The 24740-nt window shown below is 69.7% G+C and carries 21 protein-coding genes and 2 pseudogenes; 10 read left to right on the top strand and 13 right to left on the bottom strand.

The genetic code is table 11. The features are described 5' to 3' along the window. Positions 1-44: 44 nt before the first annotated feature. Genes ACTRO_RS10835 through ACTRO_RS10820 form a run of 4 tightly spaced genes read left to right on the top strand, consistent with a single transcriptional unit; the run spans position 45 to position 4404 of the window. Positions 45-1133 (top strand): STM4014 family protein, encoded by a 1089-nt coding sequence (locus tag ACTRO_RS10835; RefSeq protein ID WP_034263023.1) that lies wholly within the window; start codon positions 45-47, stop codon positions 1131-1133. A gap of 15 nt (positions 1134-1148) precedes the next feature. Next, complete coding sequence (locus ACTRO_RS10830; RefSeq protein ID WP_169739874.1) at positions 1149-2009, top strand: STM4013/SEN3800 family hydrolase; 861 nt, start codon at positions 1149-1151, stop codon at positions 2007-2009. Then, a complete protein-coding gene (locus ACTRO_RS10825; protein ID WP_034263020.1) occupies positions 2006-3469 on the top strand; it encodes an STM4012 family radical SAM protein in 1464 nt (487 codons plus the stop codon). The genes ACTRO_RS10830 and ACTRO_RS10825 overlap by 4 nt, the downstream gene beginning before the upstream one ends. Positions 3470-3480: 11 nt before the next feature. Beyond that, complete coding sequence (locus ACTRO_RS10820; protein WP_034263019.1) at positions 3481-4404, top strand: STM4011 family radical SAM protein; 924 nt, start codon at positions 3481-3483, stop codon at positions 4402-4404. Positions 4405-4450: 46 nt separating this feature from the next. Here the strand turns inward: ACTRO_RS10820 and ACTRO_RS10815 are convergent, their stop codons facing one another. Together ACTRO_RS10815 and ACTRO_RS10810 are read right to left on the bottom strand one after the other, a co-directional pair. Further along, positions 4451-5755 (bottom strand): DUF6745 domain-containing protein, encoded by a 1305-nt coding sequence (locus ACTRO_RS10815; RefSeq protein ID WP_211244187.1) that lies wholly within the window; start codon positions 5753-5755, stop codon positions 4451-4453. Between the two features lie 17 nt (positions 5756-5772). After that, positions 5773-6117, bottom strand: coding sequence for a hypothetical protein (locus ACTRO_RS10810; protein WP_034263018.1), 345 nt, complete (start codon positions 6115-6117; stop codon positions 5773-5775). A 152-nt stretch (positions 6118-6269) separates the two neighbouring features. Here ACTRO_RS10810 and ACTRO_RS10805 point away from each other — a divergent pair, with 152 nt between their 5' ends. Together ACTRO_RS10805 and ACTRO_RS10800 are read left to right on the top strand one after the other, a co-directional pair. Further along, positions 6270-6701, top strand: coding sequence for a DUF3052 family protein (locus ACTRO_RS10805; protein WP_034263016.1), 432 nt, complete (start codon positions 6270-6272; stop codon positions 6699-6701). Between the two features lie 13 nt (positions 6702-6714). Further along, positions 6715-7050: a cupin domain-containing protein gene (locus ACTRO_RS10800; RefSeq protein WP_034263014.1), complete on the top strand. Its 336-nt coding sequence runs from the start codon at positions 6715-6717 to the stop codon at positions 7048-7050. A 12-nt stretch (positions 7051-7062) separates the two neighbouring features. Here the strand turns inward: ACTRO_RS10800 and ACTRO_RS10795 are convergent, their stop codons facing one another. Further along, positions 7063-7866 (bottom strand): AraC family transcriptional regulator, encoded by an 804-nt coding sequence (locus ACTRO_RS10795; protein ID WP_034263012.1) that lies wholly within the window; start codon positions 7864-7866, stop codon positions 7063-7065. 198 nt (positions 7867-8064) lie between these two features. Here ACTRO_RS10795 and ACTRO_RS10790 point away from each other — a divergent pair, with 198 nt between their 5' ends. Both ACTRO_RS10790 and ACTRO_RS10785 read left to right on the top strand, forming a co-directional pair. Continuing rightward, the gene (locus tag ACTRO_RS10790; protein ID WP_034263011.1) at positions 8065-9243 is read left to right on the top strand and encodes an MFS transporter; all 1179 of its coding nucleotides are present in this window, start codon (positions 8065-8067) and stop codon (positions 9241-9243) included. A gap of 88 nt (positions 9244-9331) precedes the next feature. After that, entirely contained in the window at positions 9332-9538 is a 207-nt protein-coding gene (locus ACTRO_RS10785) for a hypothetical protein (protein WP_034263009.1), read from the top strand. Here ACTRO_RS10785 and ACTRO_RS10780 read toward each other — a convergent pair. Further along, positions 9511-10926 (bottom strand): cryptochrome/photolyase family protein, encoded by a 1416-nt coding sequence (locus tag ACTRO_RS10780; RefSeq protein WP_034263007.1) that lies wholly within the window; start codon positions 10924-10926, stop codon positions 9511-9513. The genes ACTRO_RS10785 and ACTRO_RS10780 overlap by 28 nt on opposite strands. A gap of 451 nt (positions 10927-11377) precedes the next feature. On the opposite strand from ACTRO_RS10780, the gene ACTRO_RS10775 reads away from it, so the two are divergent. Together ACTRO_RS10775 and ACTRO_RS51385 are read left to right on the top strand one after the other, a co-directional pair. Next, positions 11378-12577 carry an IS110 family RNA-guided transposase gene (locus tag ACTRO_RS10775; protein WP_034263005.1) on the top strand — a complete coding sequence of 400 codons (1200 nt, stop codon included), beginning with the start codon at positions 11378-11380 and terminating at the stop codon, positions 12575-12577. Between the two features lie 729 nt (positions 12578-13306). Next, positions 13307-13756 carry a transposase gene (locus ACTRO_RS51385; protein ID WP_425394856.1) on the top strand — a complete coding sequence of 150 codons (450 nt, stop codon included), beginning with the start codon at positions 13307-13309 and terminating at the stop codon, positions 13754-13756. On the opposite strand, the pseudogene ACTRO_RS49600 reads toward ACTRO_RS51385, so the two are convergent. From ACTRO_RS49600 to ACTRO_RS10735, 9 genes and pseudogenes are all read right to left on the bottom strand, one after another. After that, positions 13726-14634 (bottom strand): annotated as a pseudogene (locus ACTRO_RS49600) (IS3 family transposase); the annotation flags it as partial. The gene ACTRO_RS51385 and the pseudogene ACTRO_RS49600 sit on opposite strands and share 31 nt — an antisense overlap. Positions 14635-14698: 64 nt before the next feature. Then, a pseudogene (locus ACTRO_RS51380) lies at positions 14699-14893 on the bottom strand (transposase); the annotation flags it as partial. Between the two features lie 720 nt (positions 14894-15613). Further along, on the bottom strand, positions 15614-18013 hold the full coding sequence (locus ACTRO_RS49595) for an aminotransferase class I/II-fold pyridoxal phosphate-dependent enzyme (protein ID WP_034263003.1): 2400 nt from the start codon (positions 18011-18013) through the stop codon (positions 15614-15616). Positions 18014-18041: 28 nt separating this feature from the next. Then, positions 18042-19010: an alpha-ketoacid dehydrogenase subunit beta gene (locus ACTRO_RS10760; protein ID WP_034263002.1), complete on the bottom strand. Its 969-nt coding sequence runs from the start codon at positions 19008-19010 to the stop codon at positions 18042-18044. Further along, on the bottom strand, positions 19007-19966 hold the full coding sequence (locus ACTRO_RS10755; RefSeq protein WP_034263001.1) for a thiamine pyrophosphate-dependent dehydrogenase E1 component subunit alpha: 960 nt from the start codon (positions 19964-19966) through the stop codon (positions 19007-19009). The genes ACTRO_RS10760 and ACTRO_RS10755 overlap by 4 nt, the downstream gene beginning before the upstream one ends. Beyond that, entirely contained in the window at positions 19963-20859 is an 897-nt protein-coding gene (locus ACTRO_RS10750; RefSeq protein ID WP_034263000.1) for a phytanoyl-CoA dioxygenase family protein, read from the bottom strand. Before ACTRO_RS10750 ends, ACTRO_RS10755 begins: the two co-directional genes overlap by 4 nt. After that, a complete protein-coding gene (locus ACTRO_RS10745) occupies positions 20856-21812 on the bottom strand; it encodes a VOC family protein (protein WP_034262999.1) in 957 nt (318 codons plus the stop codon). Before ACTRO_RS10745 ends, ACTRO_RS10750 begins: the two co-directional genes overlap by 4 nt. Then, the gene (locus tag ACTRO_RS10740; RefSeq protein ID WP_034262998.1) at positions 21809-23083 is read right to left on the bottom strand and encodes a beta-ketoacyl-[acyl-carrier-protein] synthase family protein; all 1275 of its coding nucleotides are present in this window, start codon (positions 23081-23083) and stop codon (positions 21809-21811) included. The genes ACTRO_RS10745 and ACTRO_RS10740 overlap by 4 nt, the downstream gene beginning before the upstream one ends. Beyond that, positions 23080-24738: a class I adenylate-forming enzyme family protein gene (locus tag ACTRO_RS10735; protein WP_051450635.1), complete on the bottom strand. Its 1659-nt coding sequence runs from the start codon at positions 24736-24738 to the stop codon at positions 23080-23082. The genes ACTRO_RS10740 and ACTRO_RS10735 overlap by 4 nt, the downstream gene beginning before the upstream one ends. Positions 24739-24740: the final 2 nt, after the last annotated feature.

Genomic DNA, 24740 nt, shown 5'->3' with positions numbered 1-24740 from the left:
GAAGTCCTGCAGCACGACCTGCCCCACCACCTCGCGGTGGGCGAGTGAGCCCCCTGCGACTGGCTGTCGTCGGCAATCCGGACAACCGGCGCGTCGGCCTGTTCAATGAGGCGGCTGCCTCCTTGGGCATGGCCGCGCCGCGCGTCGTTCCGTGGCTCGACGTGCTCGGCGGCTCCGCCGCGTTCCACCAGGGCGAGCTTGTGCGCATCGATTCGCCCGGCGAGGACGCCGAGGTCACGCGGCTACTGCGCGGTGAGTCGAGGCCGATCGACATGTATCGCGTCGAGGGAACGCGCGCGTGGTACGAGGGCTTCGTCAAGGCCCTGGAAGCGCTGCACGCTTCGATCGAGGCCGACGGCGCGCAGGCGCTTGCGAGCGCGGACGAGACGGCGATCGCCTTCGACAAGTCTCGATGCCACGCCCTGCTCAGCGAGCGCGGAATCAGTGTCCCGGAGGCGGTATCCGGCGTCGTCGATTTCGAGAGCCTCGTGGCCAGCCGGCGCGAAACCGGCTGGGACGAAGCGTATGTCAAGATCCGGCACGGCTCATCCGCTTCGGGCGTCGTCAAGGTGCGCACCTGGCAGGGCGAGCTGCGGGCTGAGACCTCGGCCGAGCTGCATCGGGCGCCGAGCGGATACGAGCTCTACAACTCGCTCAAGTTCCGCACCTATCAGCGCCGATCTGAGATCAAGTTGGTGATCGACCGGCTCGCCGAGGACGGGCTGCACGTCGAGCACGGCATCGGCAAGATCAGCATCCAGGGCCAGGCAACGGATCTGCGCCTGGTCACCGTCGGCGGCCGCGTCACCCACGCCGTCGGGCGTTCCAGCGACCTGCCGATCACCAACCTGCACCTCGGCGGCAAACGGCGCGAGGCCGCCGAGTACCGCGAGGTGATCGGCGAGGAGCGCTGGGCGCAGGTGATCGAAACGGCCGAGCGGACTGCCGCCTGCTTTCCGCAGTCGCACTGCCTCGGCATCGACATCCTGTCCGACCAGGAGCGCGACTACGTCGCCGAGGTCAACGCGTACGGTGACCTGCTCCCCAGGCTGCTCGGCCTGCCCGGCACGCTGGGCGAGGCCGTCGACACCTACACCGCCCAACTCAAGTCCCTGCAAGCACAGTACGGCTGAAGAACAATCATGGACATGAACGCGATCGTCGGGAGTCACGACCTGCTCTTCGTGACCCTCGATACCTGCCGCTACGACGTAGCCGTCGAAGCCCTCGAGGCCGGACGCCTCCCCAATCTCGCCCGTATCCTGCCGAAAGACGCCGAAGGCCGGCCGCACTGGGAAGAGCGGCACACGCCCGGCAGCTTCACCTTCGCCGCGCACGCCGCATTCTTCGCCGGTTTTCTGCCCACGCCGGTCACCCCGGGTCCGCACCCGCGCCCGTTCGCCGCTCGCTTCGGCGGAAGCGAGTCCACCGACGGAGAGACCTGGGTCTTCGACGCCCCGTCCCTGCCCGAAGGCCTCGCCAAGGCCGGATATCACACGGCCTGCATCGGCGGCGTCGGCTTCTTCAACCCCGCGAACCCGCTCGGCGGCGTGCTTCCCGGACTCTTCCGCGAGGCGCACTGGTCGCCGGAGACGAGCGTTACGGCGCCGGACGCCTTCGAGAACCAGATCGTGAAGGCCCGCGAGATCGTCGAGGCCAGGGGCGCGGACGAGCGGCTGTTCCTGTTCGTCAACGTTCCGACCCTGCATCAGCCCAACTGGTTCCACCTCGAGGGCGCAAGCCGCGACGACAGTTCGCCGACCAAGGGTGACACCCGCGCCAGCCACGCGGCAGCGCTCGAACACGTCGACCGCCATATCGCCGAGCTCTTCGAGGTGATGAGCGCGCGTCGCGACTGCTTCGCGATCGTCTGCTCCGACCACGGCACGCTCTACGGCGAGGACGGCCACAACGGCCACCGCCTCGCCCACCCGCTGGTGTGGACGGTGCCGTACGCGGAGTTCGTCCTGCCGCGCCGCACCCACGAAGGAGCGAGCACCTCATCATGAGCCTGATATCGGTCGCGTCTCCGACGTCTCACGCACTCCTCGCGCGTCCGTACGAGTCGTACGTGTACGCGTACCCTCACAAGACCGCGTACCGGCCGCTCGATCCCGCGCCCGCGCTCTCGGAAGTCTGGCACGGAGAGCAGGCGGACGCGCTCTCGCTCTACGCCCACATCCCGTTCTGCGAAGTACGCTGCGGCTTCTGCAACCTGTTCACCCGCATCGGCGCTCCCGACGAGCTGACCACGCGCTACCTCGACGCGCTCGAGCGCCAGGCGTCGCAGACCTTTGCGGCCCTGGAAGCAGCCGCCGCGGGAAGGCCCCGATTCGCCAACGCCGCGATCGGCGGCGGCACTCCGACGTTCCTGGAGGCCGCCGAGCTCTGCAGGCTGCTCGACATCCTGGAGACGACGATGGGTGCGGACCTCGGTGCGATCCCGCTGTCGGTCGAAGCCTCGCCCTCCACCGCGACCCCGGACCGCCTCGCCGTCCTGGCCGAGCGCGGCACGACGCGCCTCAGCCTCGGCGTGCAGAGCTTCGACCCGGCAGAAGCCCGCGCCGCCGTCCGTCCGCAGAAGGCGGCGGAGGTGCACCGCGCCCTGGCCGCGATCCGCGAGACCGCGATTCCCGTGCTCAACATCGACCTCATATACGGCATCGACGGCCAGACCGAGCAGTCCTGGCTGGCCTCCCTCGATGCCGCGCTGACCTGGGCCCCGGAAGAGCTCTACCTCTACCCGCTCTACATCCGGCCGCTGACCGGGCTCGGCCGCACCGCCGATCCAGCCGACCCTGAAACCGCCCTCGAAGCCTGGGACGAGCAGCGCCTGCGTTTGTACCGCGCCGGCCGCGACCACCTGCGCGGTAACGGCTACGAACAGACGTCGATGCGCATGTTCCGACGCATCGACGCGTCGGGTCCCGGCGGCGGTGGCGGTCGCGGTGGTGGTGGCAGCGGCGGTGGCGGTCGCGCGGAGCCTGCGTTCGCCTCCGGCGGCGACTACTCCTGCCAGAGCGACGGCATGATCGGCCTCGGCTGTGGTGCCCGCTCGTACACCGCGGGGCTGCACTACTCCTTCGATTACGCCGTCTCAGCGCACGAGGTCCGGGGCATCATCGACGCGTACACCACCACGGAGGACTTCCGCCGCGCCGAGATCGGGTACGGCCTGTCTGAAGACGAGCAGCGTCGCCGCCATCTGCTGCAGTCGCTGCTCCAGGCGGAAGGCCTCGACGAAGCCGAATACACGAAGAAGTTCGGCAGCCTGGCCCGGGAGGACTTCGCGCGAGAGCTCGTCCTGCTGGAGGAACGAGGCCTGCTCGAAGAAGCGCCGACCGCACCATCCCCGGCCGATTCCCGCCTTCGGCTCACTCCGGAAGGTCTCGCCTGGTCCGACGCCATCGGCCCGATGCTCTTCTCCGACCCCGTTCGCGCCGCGATGCGCGCGTACGCGCTGAAGTAGGGCCCAGAACGTTGGACGCCTCCCTCACCATCCTCTATCGCGGCCCGCTCGCCAGCTGCGACTACGACTGCGGCTACTGCCCCTTCGCCAAGCGTCGCGACAGCCCGGAGCAACTACGGGCCGACCGGGCCGCGCTGGCCAGGTTCATCGAATGGGTCGCCGCCGCCGAGCAGCGCGAGCACGGAGAGAAGATCAGTGTTCTGTTCACGCCGTGGGGCGAGGCGCTGACGCGGTCCTGGTACCGGAACGCGATCGTGGAGCTCAGCCACCTGCCGCACGTCGGCAAAGTCGCCGTGCAGACGAACCTCAGCTGCCGGCTCGGCTGGCTCGACGAAGCGAACCGCGACACCACCGCACTCTGGTGCACCTACCATCCCGACCAGGTCGAGTTCGACCGCTTCGTCGCGAAGCACCGACACCTGCTCGACCTCGGCATCCGGCACAGCATCGGCATCGTCGGCCAGCCGGAGCACCTCGACGCCGCGCGCCGACTGCGTGAAGCGATCGACGACGGTGTCTACCTGTGGGTCAACGCCGCCGAAGGCAAGACGTACACCGACGCGGAAGCGGCCGACTGGACGGCGATCGACCCCTTATTCGAAGTCTCCCGCCACGCGCACCCGTCCCTCGGCCGCGACTGCCGCACCGGAGAGACGGTGATCTCCGTCGACGGCGATGGGAACGTCCGGCGTTGCCATTTCGTCCCGCGCACCGATCCGACCGAACACCTCGGCAATCTCTACGACGGCTCCTTCCGCGCGGCGCTGCGCCCGCGCCCGTGCCCGCTCAAGCAGTGCGACTGCCACATCGGCTACGTACACATGCCTGAGCTCGGCCTCTACGGCACCTTCCGCGGCGGCGTCCTCGAACGCGTCCCGGCCGCTCTGCTGACGCACACGCTCACGCCGGCGGGCGCGCCGATGCCGCGCACCTGATTTTTGATCAGATGCGCGGCACGGCGTGCTTGTCCCCGTTTCTCGGTCAGGTCTGTATCTGCGGCTGGTACTCCTCCTCGGTCAGCCCGAACGTCCAGGCGACCGCGGCTTTGGCGGTGCGCATGTGCGGCGGCACCCGCAGCCAGTAGGTGCGGAACGTCCCGTCCGGCTCCGCGGTGGAGTTGACCACCTCGACCATGCTGATCGGTTCATCGCCCTCGATGAACACCTGCCACAGCCGGCCGGCCTCGTCCTCCTGCATCGGCTTGGCGCCCGAGTCCACGATGTAGCGCTCGTGGCCGTAGTGTTCGAGCATGATCCGGCGCACCTCGGCGTTGCGCTCGCCCTGGATGATCTGCGGCGTCAGGGTCGCGAGCGTCTGAGCGAAGTCCTCGGCGATGGTCACGCCGTGCCAGCGGTAGAGGGCGAAGCCGTCTCCGTAGGCGAGCGCCGCCCCTTCGCCGTTGTGTGCGCGGCCCTGTTCGTCTAGGTGCACGGTGGTGGGACGCTCGCACAGGATCGCGGCATCGGCGAACGGCCACCACCAGTGCAGCTGCTCGGCGACGTGGGCGAGAGCATGGAGGATTGCCGCATCGGCGGACACTGCGTCAGCGGTGGCGGCGGGCGCCTCCGACGCGATCGTTTCCTCAGCCGCGACGGCGGCGCGGTACGCCTCGAACAGCGGCAACCAGGAAGCGTCGTGCTGGCCGTGGTCGGCGAACGTCAGCGCGAGGAGCATCCGGCTGCGCTCGGCCTCGTCTTCCGCGGCATCGCCGATGCCGGTCGTGATGGTCTCCACCAGGCGCGTCGCGCTCGGCATGAGCGGGCCGCACGTCTCACGCCAGGCCTGCGTCCAGCCCTGCGCGCCGAGCTGCGTGAGCACGTCGGCCCGCGCACGCTGCCACGGCCCGTTGCGCAGCTCCTGCCGCAGCGACTCGCCGAATCGGCCGGCCTCCTCGGCGCTCGCGCCCGTGATGAGGCGGGCGCCCTCGAGGGGAGATGCGCACCAGACGAAGTGCTGCGGCGGAGCGAAGCCGGCCAGGATGTAGAGCTCGGCGACCGCCGCCTCGGCCGCGGCCCGATCGACCGGCTCGACGCAAAGGCTGATGCGCGACCACTTCTCCAACAGCTCCGGTGCTGCGGCCGCGATGATCTTGTCCAGAAGGGCGGGCGCGCCGCCGGACACGGGCGCTACCGTCGCGGTCGGTGCTTCGGCGGTCATCAGCTCTTCCTGGGGGTCTGGCGCCTCGGCCGTCGTCATGGAGCCCGTACCGGGTCCGGCGTTGATCGCCTCAGTCGCGGCTGTGGGGTCCGCATCGGTAGCCGAGCCCGAGCCGGCTTCGATCGTCATCTCTGCCGAGGTCTGCATCAGTCGGCCACGATCCGCACGGACCCGGGCTCGTACTCGCGCTGCCGGATCACTCGGTACCAACCGGGCGGGAGGGCGAACGCCGCGTGCTCCTCGTGCACGACGCGCCCGCCCTGCGGCAGGTGCAGGTGCATCGGCGCGAGCTCGGTGCGGCCGCGGTAGAGCGCGCCCTTGCCGACGACGGCGTGCGCGTGGCCGGTCGACTCGCCGAGCGCGAGCACCATGCGTCCGCGTCCGTCGCGGGCGGCCGGCTCGAGCCGGGCTATCTCCGCGGCGATCGCCGACGGCGTCTCCTGCGCCGTGCCGGGAACCGGCACGATCAGGACGTCGCCTTGTCGATACATGACTCCTCGTTCCAAGATCGGCATGGGTGATCCGTGGTCTTTCGGCGCGCGCTGCCTACTGATGAGAACTCTACGGACGACCACTGACACAAACTGAGTCCTCGTCCGCCTCAGTGGTCGAACCCGTCCCGTCCGCCGCATAAGCTGGGGCGATGGCCGAGAATCAGGGCACGCCGCTGTCCCGCAAGCTGGGGATCAAGCCGGGGCATCGGGTGGCGGTCGTGGACGCGCCGGAGACCTTCGACGCCGCGCTCGGGACGCTGCCGCCAGGCGTGGAGCTCGTCTACGCCGCTGCGGCGGATGACGCGCTGGGCGCGGCGCCGTGCGATGTCATCGTGTGGTTCGCCACGCGGCGCGATGCACTTGGCGACGCTGTGGCGCGTTTCGGCAGCCTGCTCACTCCGGCCGGTGGGTTGTGGATCGGGTGGCCCAAACGCGCGTCGGGGATCGCGACCGAGGTGGACGCCGACGTCGTGCGCGAGGTGGCCTTGCCCACGGGGCTGGTCGACAACAAGATCTGCGCCATCGACTCGGACTGGTCCGGGATCCGCCTCGTGCTGCGACGGGAGCTGCGCTCTAGCTAGTAGGGTCGCACATATGAACGCTGAAATCCTTGCGCAGGAGGGCTACTTCTCGATCTCCGTCGACGACGCGCCTGTTCGGCAGCTGTTCCCCGGCATCCGGGTGCGGCCGCTGTGGCGGGGGCCGAACGGCGCGAAGGCCGCGGTGCTGGAGATGGATCCGGGTTCGTCGTTCCCGCGGGACGATGTTCACTCGCCCGGGCCGGAAGAGGTCTACGTCGTGGCGGGCGTGTTCAACGACGGTGCGCGCGACTACCCGGCGGGGACGTTCCTGCACGCTCCAGCCGATTCTTGGCACGTGCCCGCCAGCGAGGTCGGGTGCACGCTGTTCCTGTTCTACCCAGAGGGCTGACGAAGCCTCCCGCTATTCGTTCCCTGGTTCTGGCTCTACGCTCGTGCCCTCGCGGTAACGGCCGGGAGTCGTACCGAAGGCCCGGCGGAACGCGTCGATGAACGCGCTCGGGCTGCGGAAGCCGCAAAGCCCTGCCACTGTCGTCACGGGCTTTCCGGCGGCGAGCAATGTCAGTGCCCGTTGAAGGCGCAACTGGCCCCGCCACTGCGGGAACGACATGCCCAGCTCAGCGCGGAAGAGCCGGCTGAGCGTGCGTTCGGCCGCGCCGACCTCTCGGCCGAGCTCAGCCAAGGACCGCGGGTCCGCTGGGTCGTCGGCGAGGATCGCGGCGATGGCGCGAAGCCGGTCGTCCTCGGGCGCGGGCAGCGAGAACGGTAGTTCTTCAACCCGGCGCAGCCGGTCGAGGGCGACGAGTTCGAGGTGGCGGCGCTGCCGGGCGTCGAGGGCCTGCGCCGGTACGGCGGTGGCTCCGTAAGGGCCCTGGCCCTCGCACAACGCGACGATCACCTCGCGCAGCAAGGTATCCGCGGCCAGCACGGTGGGCCGATCGAGTCGCAGAGGGTTGACGGACTCGGCGAACACGAGCGTGCGCATCTCGGTCGGACCGTGGGCGCGGTGCGCGTGCGGGACGCCGGCCGGGATCCACGCCGCTCGGTGCGGCGGAACGATCCAGATGCCGAGCGGGGTCGAGATCTCCAGCACGCCGCGCAGGGGATAACACAACTGGTTGACGTCGTGGTCGTGCCAGTCGATGAGTTCGCCGGACAGCAGCGACCGCCGGGTGGGCCCGGACAGTTCGTGGCGGTTTACCGACATGACTCGGCAGAATAGCGGAAGTCGGCACCCGGCCCGGCGCGACAGAGTCGAGGTATGAACGCCACACTCACTCAGGCGGTGCCGGACGGCCCCGGACCGGGCGGGTCAGCCGCACCTGACGCTGATCTGAACGTTGCCGACCCCGACGCCGCCGACCCAACCACTGGTGCTGAGGCCGAGCCGCGTCCGTGGACGCGGATGCGCCTATGGGCCGCCGCGCACGCGGTGGACGATCTCTATCAGGGCCTGATCCCGGCGACCGTCCCCTACTTCGTGCTGGATCGGCACTACAGCTACCTGGCGGCATCCGGCTTGACCCTTGCGGCGACGCTCGGCAGCTCCCTTCCGCAGCCGTTCATCGGGGTGGCCGTCGACCGCTTCCGCCTCGGCGGGCTCGCGGGCATCGGTGTCGCGGTCGCGGGGCTCGGCGCGGGACTGTCCGGGCTCGCCGGGCCGTACTTCCTGGTGTGGCTGCTGATCCTGATCTCCGGCGCGGGTGTGGCCATGTTCCACCCGGCCGCCGGCAAGTCGGCCCGGGAGGCGGCGGGGGAGAGCGCCTCGGCCATGAGCATGTTCGCAGCGGGCGGCAGCGTCGGGTTCTTCCTGGCGCCGGTGCTGGCCACGCCGGCGCTGTCCGCCTTGGGCGTCGGCGCCACCGCCCTGTTCATCCCGCCGGCACTGCTGGCCGGGTACGCGCTGCTGCGTTCGCACGCACGCCACGCCGCCGCCGCTAGAGCCAAAACCGAGGCTGAGGCCGCGTCCGCGGCACCGCCGGTCGCGGTCACGCCGGCCGGCCCGGACCAGTGGCGCCCGTTCGCCGCACTCACCGGCATCGAGGTGGTCCGCTCGATCGCCTTCTTCGGTGTCAATACCTTCATCGAGCTGTACTGGCTGCGCTCGCTGCACGCCTCCCGCGCGCTGGCCGGAACGGCGCTGGCCTGCTTCCTCGTCGGCGGGGTGGCCGGGACGCTGATCGGCGGCCGGATCGCCGACCGCATCGGCACCATCCGCACCGTCCGGCTCGGCAGCCTGCTCGGCCTGCCCGCGCTGGTGGCGCTGCGCCTGTGCCCGGGTGCCGTGGCCCCACTGATCTTCGCCGTGCTGGCCGGTCTGGTGCTCAACATCCCGTTCGCGGTGCTGGTCAAGCTCGGCCAGGACTACCTGCCCGCGCGCCCGGGCACGGCGGCGGGGGTCACCCTCGGGCTCGGTGTGAGCGTGGGCGGCCTCGCTTCGCCGATCCTGGGCGCGGTCGCCGAGAGCCACGGCCCGCGCGGTGTGTTCACCGTGCTGTGCGCGGTGCCGATCGCGGCCACGCTGCTCGCCTTCCTGCTGACGGCGCCGGAGAAGTACAAGGTGGCGGGAAGCGCGACGGAGTAGAACACCCGGACTCCCTCGAATGGTCTAGTGGTGCCCGTATGGCCGACGCCTGGTTGCCCCGGCGTCGGCCGGGTCGTTCCATGGGCTCATGGAGCAGCCCAAGTTCGTCGAACATCCGGACCCGAACGTCGTACTGCGCGGCGGGCCCCTCGACGGCTGCCGTACCCGCGTGCACAACTGGTCGCCGGCGTCCCTCGAGGTGGGCGGCGAGATGTACACGTACCGGCCGCTCGGCGAGTTGGACACGGAGTACCCGACGCTCAACGTCTACGTGTTCGACGAAGCCTCGCGGTAGCGCGCCAGCGCCTGCTCCCGGGCCAGGCGCAGGTCCACGATCGGCTCGGGGTAGTCGCGGCCGATGACGCAGCCGGCGGCTTCCTGCGCGTCGTCCGGCATCCGCCAAGGCTCGGCGAGATAGCGGTCCGGCACGTCAGCGAGCTCGGGCACGTACATGCGCACGTATTTGCCGTCGGGATCGTAGCGCTTCTGATGCAGGGTCGGGCTGTAGAGCCTGCGGAAGACCGGCGCCGTGTCGACGCCGACGGACGCGATCCATTGCCAGTTGCCGTTGTTGTTGGCCTGGTCGCCGTCGAGGAGCAGTCGCATGAAGTGCGATTCGCCGCGCCGCCAGTCGACTCCGAGATGCTTGGTCAGGAAGCAGCCCACGAGCATTCGAGCTCGATTATGCATCCAGCCCTCGCGCAGGAGTTGGCGCATTGCCGCATCGACCAGCGGGAAGCCGGTCTGGCCGGTGGCCCATGCGTCGAAGACCTCGTCGTCGTCCACCCACGGCAGGGTTCCCCGATAACGCTCCTGGTGCTCCTGCCACGCGTTCTCCGGCCGGAAATAGTGGACGTGGTGGTAGAAGTCGCGCCAGCACAGTTGCCGCCGGAATGCCTCGGCACCCTCGCCCGTGTGCGATAGCGCTGCTTCGATTGCGCGTGGCGAGAGGCAGCCGAGGTGCAGGTACGCGCCGAGCTTCGAGGTTCCGTCGACCCCGAGCAGGTCGTGATTGCGGGCGTAGTCGGTGACCGGGCCGTGCAGGAACCAGTCGAGCCGGTCCGAGCCGGCGCTCTCGCCGCCCGGCAGCGGCTCGTCCACCTCCGGCTCCAGGCCGAGCGCCTTGAGCGACTTGGGCACGCCATCGGACTGCGGTCGCTTCGAGGGCGCGCGGAGCGTCGGCGCGGCCAGCGGTTTGCGCCGATCGGCTTGCCCCCAGGTCCGATAGAACGGCGTGAACTGGGAGTAGGGCTTGCCTGCTTGCGTGCGTAGGGCCGTGGCGTCCTCGACCACGGTCAGGCCGGGGTGCGCGACCATCTCGGCATCCGTGTCGGCGAGCGCTTCCGCGACGCCGCGCCCTCGATCGCGGGCGAACGGCGTCAGATCCCGGGTGACGTGGACGCGGCGGGCTCCGGTCTCGCGGACCAGCTCGGGCAGCAGCTGCTCGGGCTTGCCGTGCCGCACGATCAACGGCGAACCGAGTTCGCGCAGGCTGGAGGCGAGGTCGGCCAGGCTTTCGAGCAGGAACTGCGTACGCGTCGGCGAGGCGTGGCGGCCGTGCAGCAGCCGGTCGTCCAGGAAGAAGACCGGAACGACCCGGCCCTGGGCTGCCGCGGCGTGCAGGGCCGGGTGGTCGTGTACCCGCAGGTCGCGTCGGAACCAGACGATGTCGGCGGCGGTCATGCCGAGACCCTTTCAGGCCCGCGCGCGCCGGTGGCTCAGGCGCGGCGGAAGAACGGAGCCTGGCACTCGAACGGGCGCCCCTATCGCGATTTGATGATCGGCTGAGTGCTTGTGGCGCGTGGTGGCTTGTCGGGTCGGGGTGGTCGTCGTGGTGGGGGCGGGCGCTTCGCGTCGCCTGGTTCGTCTGTCCACCCGTTACCTTTTACGTGTCCCCGCAATGGGGGCGCCTGGCCTCCGGGCCCGGTATGGCTCTGCCACCCTGCCGTGTCTATGGCCTTGGGCGTGTTGCCGCCGGGTTTTGGAGCACTGCCTGACCGCTGATAAGGGGCCTGGTCCGCATCCCGTGCCCGGCGCAACGCCGGGCGTTTTCTCGGGGCGGCCTGTGTAACGTGGTTGCCGGCTGCGGTGCGATGGTCGAGGCCAGGGCCATGCGAAGTAGAAGGCGGCGAGCGTGTACGACACCAGCGGTATCGGGGTCTTCCTCGGCCTGGACGTGGGCAAGGGCGAGCACCACGCCCACGGGCTGACCCCGGCCGGCAAGACCGTCTACGACAAGCGCCTGCCGAACACCGAACCGAAACTGCGCGCCCTGTTCGAGAAGCTGATCGCGAAGTTCGCCACCGTCCTGGTGATCGTCGATCAGCCCGCGAACATCGGCGCGCTGCCGCTGAGCGTCGCCCGCGACGTCGGCTGCCAGGTCGCCTACCTGCCCGGCCTGGCCATGCGCCGCGCCGCGGACCTCTACGAGGGCGAGGCCAAGACCGACGCCCGCGACGCCGCCGTGATCGCCGACGTCGCCCGCACCGCACCCAGGGCGCTGCGCACCCTGACCGTGCTCGATGAGACCGAGGCGGAACTGGCCATGCTCGTCGGGTTCGACCAGGACCTCGCGGGCGAGTCGACCCGCACCTCCAATCGGCTGCGCGGCCTGCTCACCCAGATCCACCCCTCCCTCGAACGCGTCCTGGGCCCACGCATCCAGCACCAGGCCGTCCTCGCGCTACTCGCCCGGTACGGCTCCCCTGAACTGCTCGCCGAGGCCGGCACCCGACGCATCGTCAAACTCCTGAAACCCCTGGCCCCGCGCCTGGCCGAGCGCCTGGCCGAGGAGATCGCCGAGGCCCTCGCAGAACAGACGGTCGTGGTGCCCGGCACCCGGGCCGCAGCCCTCGTCATCCCCTCCCTCGCCCGCCAGCTGACCGAGATCCTCGCCCAACGCCGCACGCTCGAGGGACAGCTCAGTGCCCTGCTGGAGGCCCACCCTCTTTCCCCGCTCCTGACCTCGATGCCCGGCATCGGGATCAGGACCGCCGCGACCATCCTGACCACCGTCGGCGACGCCGCCACCTTCCCCACCGCCGACCACCTCGCCTCCTACGCAGGACTTGCCCCGGTCACCAAGTCCTCCGGCAGCTCCATCCGCGGCGAACACGCACCCAGACGCGGAAACCGGCAGCTCAAACGCGCCATGTTCCTCTCCGCCTTCGCCGCCCTGGCCGACCCCGACTCCCGCGCCTACTACGACAAACACCGCGCCGCAGGCAAAACCCACACCCAAGCAATCATCCGCCTCGCCCGCAGACGCATCAACGTCCTCCACGCCATGCTCCGCAACGCCACGCTCTACACGCCCCACACCGCCACCACATAACCCGAGCAACACCCACCCACATGCCCGTTACAGCGAGCAGCCCAGACTTGACGGAAGACATAGGGGCACGCCCACCCGTTGCCTTGGCGGGGTGGGCTGGGGTTTCAAGATCTCGCCTCCGGCGCGGGCCCTTCCCTCGGAGAGAGATGCCGGGTCTGCGTGGGTGCTGGCGTTAGCGGGGCGGGCTGGGGTTCGGGGTGGTCGGGTGCCGGGGGTGTGCTCTCTCCTCGGTCGGGCACCAGAGGCAATCAGGAACCTGCCGGGAGCTCAAGCGGCGGTAGCTTCCGTTGATGCTCGATCTTGCATCGCGCCGCTTGACCTCCCGGCAGAACCCTGACCGGGCTTCGCCTGCCCGACCGAGGAGAGAGAGCCCACCCCCTGAGGTCCGGTGCGAGCTGCGCTCGGGCCGATTCCCGTCCCGTGGCCCGGCGCGTTCGATCGGAAGGATTCTGCATCGCCGTTCCGGGTCGCTCGTTCCATCTCTACTACTTCAACGCCGGGAAGCGCGCTCGAGTGCCCGGAAATCTCCAATATCTTTACTTATACGGCGAAAGCTGGATTCACGGCTTTTGTCGGTAGTGGCGTCTAGCATGGAAGAGTACGAGGGTCGGGGTTTGTGTCGGGAGGGGTGGTGGACGGGATGGCTGCGCGGACGGCGTCTGGACTTCCCCCTTGGGGCCGGGCACCTAGACTGGGTGGATCGCGTGGTCCACCAGGAAGTGGTGTCGAGTGGTGGGTAAGCAGCAGAACCCGGTGTACTCGGAGGAGTTCAAGCGGGATGCGGTGAGGCTGGTGACCTCTTCGGGGCGTACGCGGGCCGAGGTGGCGCGGGAGCTGGGGATCAGCGGGGAGACTCTGCGGACCTGGGTGAGGGCGTTTGCGGCCGAGGGCGAGGCGGCCGGTGGGTCGGATCTGAGCGCGGATGAGCGTGCTGAGCTGCGGGAGCTGCGCCGGAAGGTCAAGCAGCAGGACGAGGTCATCAGCATCCTAAAAAAGCCACTGCCTTCTTCGCGAACGACCCCCGGTAGAGGCGGTCTACCGGTTTGTCGGTGCGGAGAAGGCGCATCATGCGGTCACGCTGCTGTGTGGGGTGCTGGGGGTTTCGAGGAATGGACTTCCCCCCGGCAACCGGACACATCTTTGGTTGCTCAGGCTGCCAGGTTCAGGACCTGGCCGTAGCGCTGCCGTGCCTCGAGCGGGGTCAGATAGCCCCAGCCCGGGTACTTACGCAGCCGCTTGCGATTATAGAAGACCTCGATGTACTCGAACAGCGCAGCGCGCGCAGAGGCGCGGTCCGGCCATTCCCGCACACCGATCTCGGTTTTGATCAGGGCCCAGTGGCTCTCGGCGACCGCGTTGTCGTAGCACGACCCGGTCCGGCCCATCGATTGCCGATACCCGCATCGGGCAATCAGACCCCTGAATCCGGAGCCCGTATACTCCCCGCCCCGATCCGAATGAACCACGCACCCCGGCCGCAGCCGGCCACGCGCCCGGGCCATCTCCAGCGCCGCGCCGACCAGCGCCCCGTCGTGATGCTCGCCCATCGACCAGCCGATCACCTCCTTCGTCGCCAGATCCACCCAGCCGGCCAGATACAAAAACCCCTCACCCGTCGGGATACAGGTCACATCACCCACCAGCCGCTCCCCGGGAGCCCGCGCCGTGAAATCCCGGCCGATCAGATCCGGGGCGAACCGCGCGGCATGATCCTGCTTCGTCAAACACCGCCGCCCCCTGCGCCGGGTGAAACCCGCAATCGAGTGATCCCGCATCAGCCGCTCCACCCTCTTCCGGTTCACCCGATGACCACGCCGGACCAGCTCGGCATGCACCCGCGGCGAACCGTACGCACCGCGCGAACCGAGATGGATCAGCACGATCTCCGCCACCAGCAGCTCCTCGGCCCGCACCCGCGCCAGCCGGGCCGCAGCCGCGGCAACCCAGTCGTAGTACGCGTTCCTCGAAACCCCCAGCACCCCACACAGCAGCGTGACCGCATGATGCGCCTTCTCCGCACCGACAAACCGGTAGACCGCCTCTACCGGGGGTCGTTCGCGAAGAAGGCAGTGGCTTTTTTAGGATGCTGATGACCTCGTCCTGCTGCTTGACCTTCCGGCGCAGCTCCCGCAGCTCAGCACGCTCATCCGCGCTCAGATCCGACCCACCGGCCGCCTCGCCCTCGGCCGCAAACGCCCTCACCCAGGTCCGCAGAGTCTCCCCGCTGATCCCCAGCTCCCGCGCCACCTCGGCCCGCGTACGCCCCGAAGAGGTCACCAGCCTCACCGCATCCCGCTTGAACTCCTCCGAGTACACCGGGTTCTGCTGCTTACCCACCACTCGACACCACTTCCTGGTGGACCACGCGATCCACCCAGTCTAGGTGCCCGGCCCCAAGGGGGAAGTCCAGCCCGCGGAGTTCTGCCGCGAGGTCTGGGATCGGGGTCGGTCGCAGCAAGGCGGTGCAGGATTTCACATCAAGTGCGACGGGAGCATCGACGCCTTCGCGCGGATCGAGGACCGGGATCGTCGGACCAGGGTGATGCAGGATCCTTCCGCACCGAGCGCGGCCGGACCACGGGACGGGCTTCAGCCGAGCGCAGCTCGCACTGCTCCCTAGGGGGTGTGCTCTCTCCTCGGTCGGGCAGGCGCAGCCCGATCAGGGTTCTGCCGGGAGGTCAAGCGGCGCCATGCAAGATCGAGCATCAACCCAGGCCACCCGCCGCTTGACCTCCCGACAGGTTCCTGATTGCCTCCGGGGACCGGCCGAGGAGAGAGCACACACCCGCAACCCGACCACCCCCAACGTCAGCCCGCCCCACCAACGCCAGCACCCCACAGACCCCGGCAATCTCTCCGAGGGAAGGCCCTCGCCGGAGGCGAGATCTTGAAACCTCAGCCCGCCCGGCCAGCGCAACGGGTGGGCGGGTGGTCAGACGAACCGGGCGACGCGAAGCGGCCGCCCACACCCCGACGACAACCCCGACCCGACCGGCTACCACCTCCCACCAACACTCAGTCGATCATCAAATCGCTCTAGGCGCCGGCCGTGCTGCGCGCGGTCTCCGACGCGATGAACTCCGCCAGTCGGCCGACGCCTTCGCGGATCCGTGCCGGAGTCAGGCCACTGAAAGACAGCCGCATCTGCCGCTCGCCTCCGCCACCCGGGTAGAAGTACGCCATCGGCGTCCACAGCACGCCGAACTCGCTCGCGGAACGGTCGAGCGCGGCGTCATCCGCACGGAACGGGACGTCGAGGGTGAGGAAGAACCCTCCCTGCGGCCGGTTCCACCGCGGCCCGGATCCCGCTGGCGCGCTTTCCGGAAAGTGTTCTGAGAGCGCGTCTAAGAGGGCTGCCAGGTTCTCGCCGTAGTACGCGGCGGCACGGGCATTGAGCTCGGCCAATCGGCCGCCGCACGCAATGAGCGTTCCGGCCACAGCCGCCTGGCTGAGCGCCGAGGTGTTGACCGTGACCATGCTCTTGATACGCGCCAGCTCGTCGGCGAGCAGTCCGGCATCCACGGCTTGATCCGCGACGACATAGCCGACCCGCGCGCCGGGGAACATCGACTTGGCGAACGAGCCGATGTGCACGACGACCTGTTCACGGTCGAGAGCCTTGAGGGTGGGCAGCCGTTCGCCGGGACTGACCAGCCGATAGGGGCTGTCCTCCAGCAGCAGGACACTGTGACGTGCCGCGACCTCGAGCAGCGCGTGACGGGTCGCGAGATCGATGGTGTTGCCGGACGGGTTGGCGTGGTCGGGGATCACGTACAGTGCGCGAGGCCGCAGCCCCTTGCGACGCTGTACCTCGATGGCGCGGACCACGTCGTCCGGGTGCAGGCCTCCGACGGGACGCTCCGCGATCGTGACGATCCGCAGTCCGAGCAGCTTCGCGGCGCCGACGATGCCGACATAGCAGGGAGTCGATACCAGCAGCACGTCCCGGGGGTCGGCGAACAGGGCGCGCAGCACGAGCAGCATCGCTTCCTGCGCTCCGACCGTCACCACGATCGACTCCGGCGACGCCTCGATGTCCTCATCGAGGTGCAGCGACTGCGCAATCAGGCCTCTGATGATCCCGGCCGACGGTCCGTACTGGTAGAGCGTGCTGCGGACGGCCTGCTCGGAACGGCCCGATGTGGTAAGCGAATCAAGGTAGATGCGAACCGCACCGAAGACGTCTTCGACCTCGAAGAAACCGTCGTACGGTCGGCCCGGCGCGAACGAGACAGCGTCCGGGTAGCAGTCCGCGATCTCGTTGAGGAACGCCATCGAGTCGAGGTCCGGGTCGGACAGGCTCGAATGGAGCGATGCACGCGTGAGCGGAAGCGTGGGCTCGGCGCGAGGCGGCGTGGCGGGGGCAGGAACGAGCGCGAGGCGACTCGTGTCGAGCAGGTCACGACCGATCTCCTCAAGACTGCCGACGCCCGTAAGCGTCATCGCGTCACGCAACTCGTCCCGCAGTAGTTCAAGCACGGCTCGCACGCCGAGCTCCCCGTCCACGGCCAGGCCATGCAGCGCGGGTCGGCCCACCAGCACCGCGTCAGCGCCGAGAGCAAGCGCGGTCAAAACGTCCGTCCCCGTCCGCACGCCGCCGTCGAGAAGGACTGCCGCGCGTCCGGCTACTGCGGTGGCGATCGCGGGGAGTGCTTCCAACGTGGCTGGTGCGGCATCTAGCTGCCGGCCGCCGTGGTTCGACACGATCACGCCGTCCACGCCCGCGTCGACGGCCCGAAGAGCATCAGCGCTGCGCAGTACCCCCTTGACGAGGATAGGCAGACTGCTGATAGCGCGCATCCAGTCGATCACCGACCAGTTCAGCGAGGTGTCGTTCGTGGCACGGGCGTGATCGGTCGGGGAGGCGATGGCCGGATCATCGAGGTCTGCGGGACCGATGCCGGGCGGCAACCGGAAGCCGTTACGCAGATCCCGAAGCCGGTGGCCGAGATGCGGCGTATCCACAGTGAGAACGAGTGCTGCCGCGCCCGAGTCCTCAGCCAGCTGGATCATCCGCTCGGCTGTCGATCGGTCCCGATGACAGTAGAGCTGCTGCCACCACACCGCGCCCGCATCAGCGGCCGCCGCGCCGACCACCTTGGCCGCGCGTCCGGAGTACATGCTGCGGATGAAGGGCACACCGGCGGCGCCGGCTGCCCGAGCGGTGGCGAGTTCGCCCTCTGGATGGGCGAGCGTGTGAAAGGCACACGGCGCGATCCCGAGCGGAGCGGTGAAGGACCCGCCGAGGATCCGCGCCTCGGTCGTGGCGATACCGGCGCCTGTCAGGACACTGGGAAGGATGCGGACGGCCGCAAAAGCCGCGCGGTTCGCGGCGAGCGCGCGCTCGTCGCCCGCGCCGCCGGCCAGATAGTCCCACACCGGTTGGGACAGCCGGGCCTGCGCCGCCGCCGCGTAGTCGTCGAGGGTGAGGAGCACCGTCGTACCTCTTCCATGGTCGTTCTGCTCAGGCGGTCACGTTGCGCACGGCTTGCCGGAGCCGATCGCGCGACGGCTGCAGAGCGCGGTCGAGTTCGATGGCGAACGGCAGCACGGCGCCGTCCGGGCGGCTGACCCGGCGGGGTGCCGCACGCAGCAGGCCCGTTTCCGCCGCGAGCGCCAGGATCTCCGCGCCGAAGCCGCAGGAGCGGTTCGAGTCGTCGATCACGACGAGCCGGCCGGTCTTCGCCAGCGAGCTTTCGAGTGCGGCATGGTCGAACGGGTAGAGCGTGCGCGGATCGAGTACTTCGATCTCGATGCCATCCTGCGCGGCAACCTCGTCGGCCACCGCGAGCGCGTCATGAACGAGATGGCCCACCGCGACCACGGTGACATCGCCGCCCTCCCGGTGAATGCGTGCTCTGCCAAGCGGGATCGGCGCCAGCTGCCAGGTGACGTCCTCGCGGATGCCCATTGCCGCGGCTGGGGCGAACACCACCGTCGGGTCGTCGTCGCGGATCGCCGAGCGCAGCAGGCCGTACGCGTCAGACGGCGTTGCCGGCACCACCGTCTTGATGCCGACGTGCGCGAAGAGGCTGTAGGGATGATCAGAGTGCTGACCGGCCCAACCCTCGCGTGAGCCCGATCCGGGTACCACGTAAGTGATCGGCGCATGCGCCTGGCCGCCGGTCATCAGCGAGATCTTGTGGGCCTGGTCGACGATCTGCTCGAAGACCAGGAAGAGCAGCGACGGGATCTGGAACTCGAGCACCGGCCGCATTCCGCGCAGCGCCGCGCCCAGTGCGAGCGAGGTGAAGGCCTGCTCGGACAGCGGCACGTCGACGACGCGATCGGCGCCGAAACGCTCGACCAGCCCGAGCGTCGGACCGGCCAGCCCCGCACCGACGTCCTCGCCGATGACGCACACGTCCGGGTCTGCGGCGAGTTCGTCGACCAGCGCTCGATTCATCGCCTTCGTATAAGAGAGCTTGCTCACGACGTGGCTCCGAAGGCGGCTTGGTCGGCGTACAGGTAGCGGGACGCGTCGGCGGGGTCGGGCGGGGGACTGGCCTGAGCGAAGGCGAGCGCTTCGGCCAACTCCGCTTCGACCTCCGCGTCGACACGCTCCCGCTCCTCGTCGGAAAGCTCCGCGCCAGCGGTGAGCAGCGGGTCGCGCGCTCGCCACTGCTCGACCTCCTCGGGCGTGCGGTAGCTCAGACGAAAGCGCCGCTCGATCGTGTGGTGGCCTTCGAAGCGGTAGGTGCGGCACTCGAGAAGCGCCGGGCCCTCACCGGATCTAGCGTGTGCGACACACCCCGAGGCGGCCTCGTGCACTGCCTCGACCGACATGCCGTCCACTGACTCCGCGTGTATGCCGAAAGCTTCCGCCCGGCTGACGGCGCTGCCCGCGACAGCCGTGCGCGCCGGGAGCGTCGTCGCGTATCCGTTGTTCTCACAGACGAAAAGCACCGGCAGTCGCCAGATCGCAGCGAGGTTGAGCGTCTCGAGCACCACGCCCTGGTTCAGCGCGCCGTCGCCGAAGAACGTCACCGCCACCCGATCAGAGCCCGAACGCCGCTCCGCCCACGCCGCGCCTGCCGCGATCGGCGCACCCGCGCCCACGATCCCGTTGGCACCGAGGATGCCCTTGCCGAGGTCGGCGGCGTGCATGGAGCCGCCGCGGCCTCGGTTGAGCCCATCGCGCCGGCCGAGCAGTTCGGCCAGCACGCGGCGCGGTTCGGCACCCTTCGCCAGGACGTGACCGTGCCCGCGATGGGTGCTGGTGATCAGGTCATCCGGCCGCAGTGCCGCGCAGACCCCGACGGCCACTGCTTCCTGCCCTATATAAGAGTGTGTGCCGCCGACGACCTCGCCGTGCTTGACCAGATCGAGTACGAGTTCTTCGAATCCGCGGATCAGCCGCATCGACCGGTAGAGGTCTGCGATCGTCATCCCTCGGACCGCCAGATCACCGGGCAGAAGTCGGGATCGGCGTAGTCGGGTTCGGCGTCGGGGGTGCGGCGGACGAGCACATCGTGGTTGTAGACGACGTGCGAGCCATTCGGCTTCTCGAAGCGGCGGTAGCGGTTCTCGCCGTCCTGCAGGTGCAGCGAAACGGCACGCCGCGGATCGGCGGCCCGGTTCGGGCCGCTGCCGTGGTAGACGCGGCAATGGTGGAAGCTGACATGCCCGCGCGGGATGACCATCGGCACCTTGGTGATCCGCTCGCCGTTGGCCTCAGCCGTCTCCCGCAGAATCTGTTCCAGCTCGCCCCGGTCGCGCTCGGCGAAGTGCCGGGTCGAGTCGTCGCCGCCGTCCGGCTCCTGCCAGCGGTGGCTGCCGTCGATCATGGTGATCGTGCCCATCTCCTCCCCGCAGTCGTGGAAGGGGATGAACGCCGTGAGCATCCGCTCGGAGGTGCAGGTCTGCCAGTAGTGCCGGTCGGCGTGCCAGGGCACGAGATTGCTCAGTTCCTCCGGGTTCGGCGGCTTGTAGATCAACGTGGCCTGAAAGACGCGGATCTCCCCGGTCCCCGCCAGCGCCGCAGCCACCGCCCCGACCAACGGCTTCGTCAGGATCGCGCGCACCGCGTCGCTTTCGTAGTGCACGTAGTCGTTGTGGCGCTGCACCGGACCGTCCGCGGCCTGCCACGACGCGAGGTGCGGCGGGGGCACCGGCAGCTCGTGGTCGCGCTGGCCTCCGTAGTACTTCTCCGTGGCTTCCTGCAGTTCATCGAGCTCTGCGTCCGAGAACAGGCGCCGTGAGAGATACCAGCCGTGCTCCTGGTAGTGGGCCACTTCCTCGGGCGTGGGCAGCAGATCGGTGGGGATGTCGGTCAGGGTCACGATTGACGCTCCACAGCCTCGTACAGGGCCTTGATATTCGCGGTGCCGAAGGTGCCGGCGCCGCGCCGCTCGATCAGCTCGAAGAAGAAGGTGCGGCGCGGGTGGACGGACGCGGTGAAGATCTGGAAGAGCTGGCCGGCGTGGTCGTGGTCTACCAGCACGTTGAGTTCCCGCAGTACCTCGACCGGTATCCCGGTGGGGCCGACGCGCGGCTCCAGCCCCTCGTAGTACGCGGCGGGCGTGGTGAGGAACTCGACGTCGCGCTCGCCGAGAGCGCGCACGGCGCCGACGATGTCGTTGGTGCGCAAGGCCAGGTGCTGCACGCCCGGACCGCCGTGGGCGTCGAGGAAGGCGTCGATCTGGCCGGGGCGCCGATCCGGCCGCGGCTCGAGGAAGGTGAAGGTCAGCGCGCCGCCTTCGCTCTGCACCACGACCGAATCCATCGCCTGCTCACCGACTTCGATCAGCTCGCCGAAGATCCGGCGCAGCCCGAGCGCGCGGTCGCAGAACTCGACGGTGGGTGCGAGCGCGCCGTGCGGGACGCAGACCGCGATGTGGTCGATGGCCTCGAACATCCCGCCCGGTTCCGGGTCCGGTCCGGCTTCGGGCGGACCGACGAAGCGCAGCGAGAAATCCGGGAAGACCTCGACGGCCCGTGCCTGAGCCGAGCGCACGAGGGCGCCGGCCGCGGCGGCGCGGGCGAACGCGGCATCGGGATCATCGCAGAACACGGCGATGCCGGCGACCCCGTCGCCGTGCCGGCCAAGGAAGTCGGACCCGTCTTTCGGCCGGGTCAGCTTCAGCCGCACGCCGCCGTGCGCGAGCACGACGCCGGAGCACGGCGTGGCGTGGATCTCGTCCACCCGGAAACCGTAGCCGGACACGAGTTGGTCGGCAGCCTTGTCCACGTCCTCGACGTGGAAGTCGGCTTGGGCGATGGCTCGGATGCTCACGTGGTTACTCCCTTGGGTCGCCTGTCCGCGCGGGTCCCGGGCGGGCCGAACAGCAGGCTGAGGTTGTGGCCCCCGAAGGCGAAGGAGTTCGACAGCGCGTGGTGCACCTGTCCGGTTCTGGCCGCGCCGCGCACGTGGTCCAACGGCGCGCAGTCCGGATCCGGCTCGTCCAGGTTGAGCGTGGGCGGCAGCGCTTCGCGGCTGAGCGCGAGCACGCACGCCGCGGCCTCGGCCGCCCCCGAGGCGCCGAGCAGGTGCCCGGTGGCGCCCTTGATCGAGCTGACCGCCGGTTCGTGCGATCCGAAGACCTCCCGTATCGCCAGCGCCTCAGCCGCGTCTCCCCGTTTGGTGCCGGTACCGTGCGCGTTGACGTACCCGATGTCGGTGGCGTCGCGGTCCCCGTCGCGCAATGCCGCCGACATACAGTCGATCGCGCCCTCGCCGTCCGGGCGCGGCGAGGTCGGATGGAACGCGTCGGTGGACGCACCCCAGCCGATCAGGTCCGCGTATCCGGCGGCGCCGCGCGCGTCGGCGTGCTCCGTGCGTTCGATCACCAGCACAGCCGCGCCCTCGCCGAGCACGAATCCGTTGCGGCGCGCGTCGAACGGCCGGCTGGCCGCCTCCGGCGTCGGCCACCCCTCGGCCAAGGCGCGGGCGTTGCGGAAGGCCGCGGCGATGGTCGGATGCAGCGGCGTGTCGGTGCCGCCGCACACCACCACGTCGGCCAAGCCGTCTCGGATCAGCCGCAGCCCTTCGGCGATCGACTGAGCCCCGGCCGCGCACGCGGTGGCGATCGCCGCGCTGTGGCCGCGGATGCCGTGCCGGATCGCGATCCGGGCCGCGGCCATGTTGGGCAGCATGCCGGGAAGCAGGTAGGGGCTGACTCCGGGCCGACCCGAGCGCATCCGCCGCTGCGCCGCCGCCTCGTACGTCTCCATGCCGCCGCCTCCGCTGGAGACCACGACGGCGGCCCGGCGCGGATCGACGTCCCGCCCGACCTCGATGTCCGCGTCCGCGAGGGCGTCGCGGGCCGCAGCCAGGGCAAGCAGCGCGAAGCGGTCCACCGAGCGGCCTTCCGTCGGCGGGAGCACCTCGGTGGCGTCCACGTTCGGCGAGATGCCGGCGGCCTCCAGCCAGCCCTCCAGCGGATGGCCTTCCGGCGGACGACTCAGGCCGCTGCGACCGGAGAGCAGGGCGTCGAAGAACTCTTCCGGTTTGCGCCCGAGCGGGGTGACCAGGCCGATCCCGGTGACGGTGGCGGCCCGGCTCACCGCACTCCCTGCCCTTCGAGGAGTTGCCCCTCGAGCAAATGTCCTTCGAGGTGCCGACGGCGTAGCAGGACCTTGCGTACCTTGCCGGTCGGCCCGAGCGGGAGCGAGCCCTCGTCGACGACGATGACGTCGCGTAAGGCCTCTGCTGTAGTCTCGTCGAGAGCAGCCGCGACCTCCGCTCGCCGGTCACGCTTCTCATCCGCGCCTTCGACCAGGCACAGCAGCACGTCGGCGATGGCGCGATCTCCGTCGCGGAAGGCCACCACCGTGCAGTCGAGCACGTCCGGGCATGCCGCCAGCACCCGCTCCTCGGACCGCGCCGTGTAGAGCCGCCGTCCGTCGCCGACGTCCACCGCGTCCACGAGCCGATCGACGTGGTAGTAGTAGCCGTCCTCGTCCCGGTACATCAGGTCGCCGGTCAGGAAGTAGCCGCGCAGACGGGTGCGGAACGTGGTGACGGAGTCGTTCCAGTAGCCGAGTGCGAGCGTCGGCGACTTGGTGCCCAGCTCGCCGATCTCGTTCGGACCGAGCGCTCGTCCATGAGGGTCGAAGACCTCGCAGTCCACGAAGGTATGCGGGCGCCCCACGCAGCGGCCGTAGCGCTCGCTGTCGGGGGTGTGGCTGAGGAAGAAGTGCGAGTGGCCCATCTCGCTCGATCCGAGTCCGTCGATGAATACGGACCCTGGCTCGCGGACGCGGCCACCGGGCCGCGCGACGACGCGCGATCCGACCGCGACCAGGCGGCGGATGTGCGCTTCGTGCGCGCAGTCGCCGGTGTTCCACCACAGCGACACCGAGTCGAGGTCGCGCGAGGCGAGGTCGTGGCCCGCCATGTCAGCCCACGTGGAAGCGAAGCCGAATACGCCGTGTGGGCGCCAGGACTCGATCGCGTCGAGCACGGCGGGGCCGGTCTGCGCGGACACGTGGGCGATCGAGGCATCTGTGCTCAGAGCCTGGTTGACCGCGATGAGGGTGGCCGCGTGCGGGGACGGCAGGGCACTGAGTACCCGATCCGCACCCTGCGCGGCCGGAAGTGCGAGCCGGTGCCGGATCGCCGCGTGGAGACTCGCGTGCGAGTGGACGACGGCCTTCGGCATGCCGGTCGTTCCCGACGAGTGCGTGATCGCGACCGGATCGCCCGACCAGTACGGGTGCTGCTCGGGGGCGGCATCCGGATCGCCGTCCGCGGTTTCGGCCACGTCCGCGAGCACCGGCGCGCCGAGCGGCCGGTCGCCGATCGCGGCCAGATGGGCGGCGTCGAGCAGCACTCCGGAGGCACGCAGGCCCCTGATGTACGCTGCGGCGGTCTCCCCGTCCAGGTTCGGATTGAGCAATGCGGGGACGGCGCCGAGCCGGGTGAGCGCCAAGAACATCAGGACATTGTCGGCGGCGCTGCCCACGTGCACGGCGACCGGATCGCCCGGCCGTACTCCCCGGGCGTGCAGGGCCGCGGCCCTGGCGCGCACCGCGTGGTCCAGCTCGCGCACCGTGAACGGCGCCCAGGCCGGGTGTCCGTCCACCTCCGTGTCGAAGAAGACGCGCGGCTCATCGAGATTCACCCCGAGGCGGACGCGGGTGGCGAGCACCGTGCCCGCGCCCAGGTCGGGGTCGGCAGCTAGCAGGGCACGCAGGTTCGGGGTCTTGTCGCCGGGCATGA

Source organism: Actinospica robiniae DSM 44927 (assembly GCF_000504285.1).
GTDB lineage: Bacteria > Actinomycetota > Actinomycetes > Streptomycetales > Catenulisporaceae > Actinospica > Actinospica robiniae.
This window is presented reverse-complemented; position numbering and strand designations above follow the sequence as displayed.

What these genes read in the sequence shown, in the direction of transcription:
- ACTRO_RS10805 (WP_034263016.1), top strand. Translation starts at nt 6,270, where the DNA reads ATGGCCGAGAATCAGGGCACGCCGCTGTCCCGCAAGCTGGGGATCAAG.
- ACTRO_RS10825 (WP_034263020.1), top strand. Translation starts at nt 2,006, where the DNA reads ATGAGCCTGATATCGGTCGCGTCTCCGACGTCTCACGCACTCCTCGCG.
- ACTRO_RS10800 (WP_034263014.1), top strand. Translation starts at nt 6,715, where the DNA reads ATGAACGCTGAAATCCTTGCGCAGGAGGGCTACTTCTCGATCTCCGTC.
- ACTRO_RS10810 (WP_034263018.1), bottom strand. Translation starts at nt 6,117, where the DNA reads ATGTATCGACAAGGCGACGTCCTGATCGTGCCGGTTCCCGGCACGGCG.
- ACTRO_RS10830 (WP_169739874.1), top strand. Translation starts at nt 1,149, where the DNA reads ATGAACGCGATCGTCGGGAGTCACGACCTGCTCTTCGTGACCCTCGAT.
- ACTRO_RS10790 (WP_034263011.1), top strand. Translation starts at nt 8,065, where the DNA reads ATGCGCCTATGGGCCGCCGCGCACGCGGTGGACGATCTCTATCAGGGC.
- ACTRO_RS10755 (WP_034263001.1), bottom strand. Translation starts at nt 19,966, where the DNA reads ATGACGATCGCAGACCTCTACCGGTCGATGCGGCTGATCCGCGGATTC.
- ACTRO_RS10780 (WP_034263007.1), bottom strand. Translation starts at nt 10,926, where the DNA reads ATGACCGCCGCCGACATCGTCTGGTTCCGACGCGACCTGCGGGTACAC.
- ACTRO_RS10785 (WP_034263009.1), top strand. Translation starts at nt 9,332, where the DNA reads ATGGAGCAGCCCAAGTTCGTCGAACATCCGGACCCGAACGTCGTACTG.
- ACTRO_RS10795 (WP_034263012.1), bottom strand. Translation starts at nt 7,866, where the DNA reads ATGTCGGTAAACCGCCACGAACTGTCCGGGCCCACCCGGCGGTCGCTG.
- ACTRO_RS10815 (WP_211244187.1), bottom strand. Translation starts at nt 5,755, where the DNA reads ATGACGATCGAAGCCGGCTCGGGCTCGGCTACCGATGCGGACCCCACA.
- ACTRO_RS10735 (WP_051450635.1), bottom strand. Translation starts at nt 24,738, where the DNA reads ATGCCCGGCGACAAGACCCCGAACCTGCGTGCCCTGCTAGCTGCCGAC.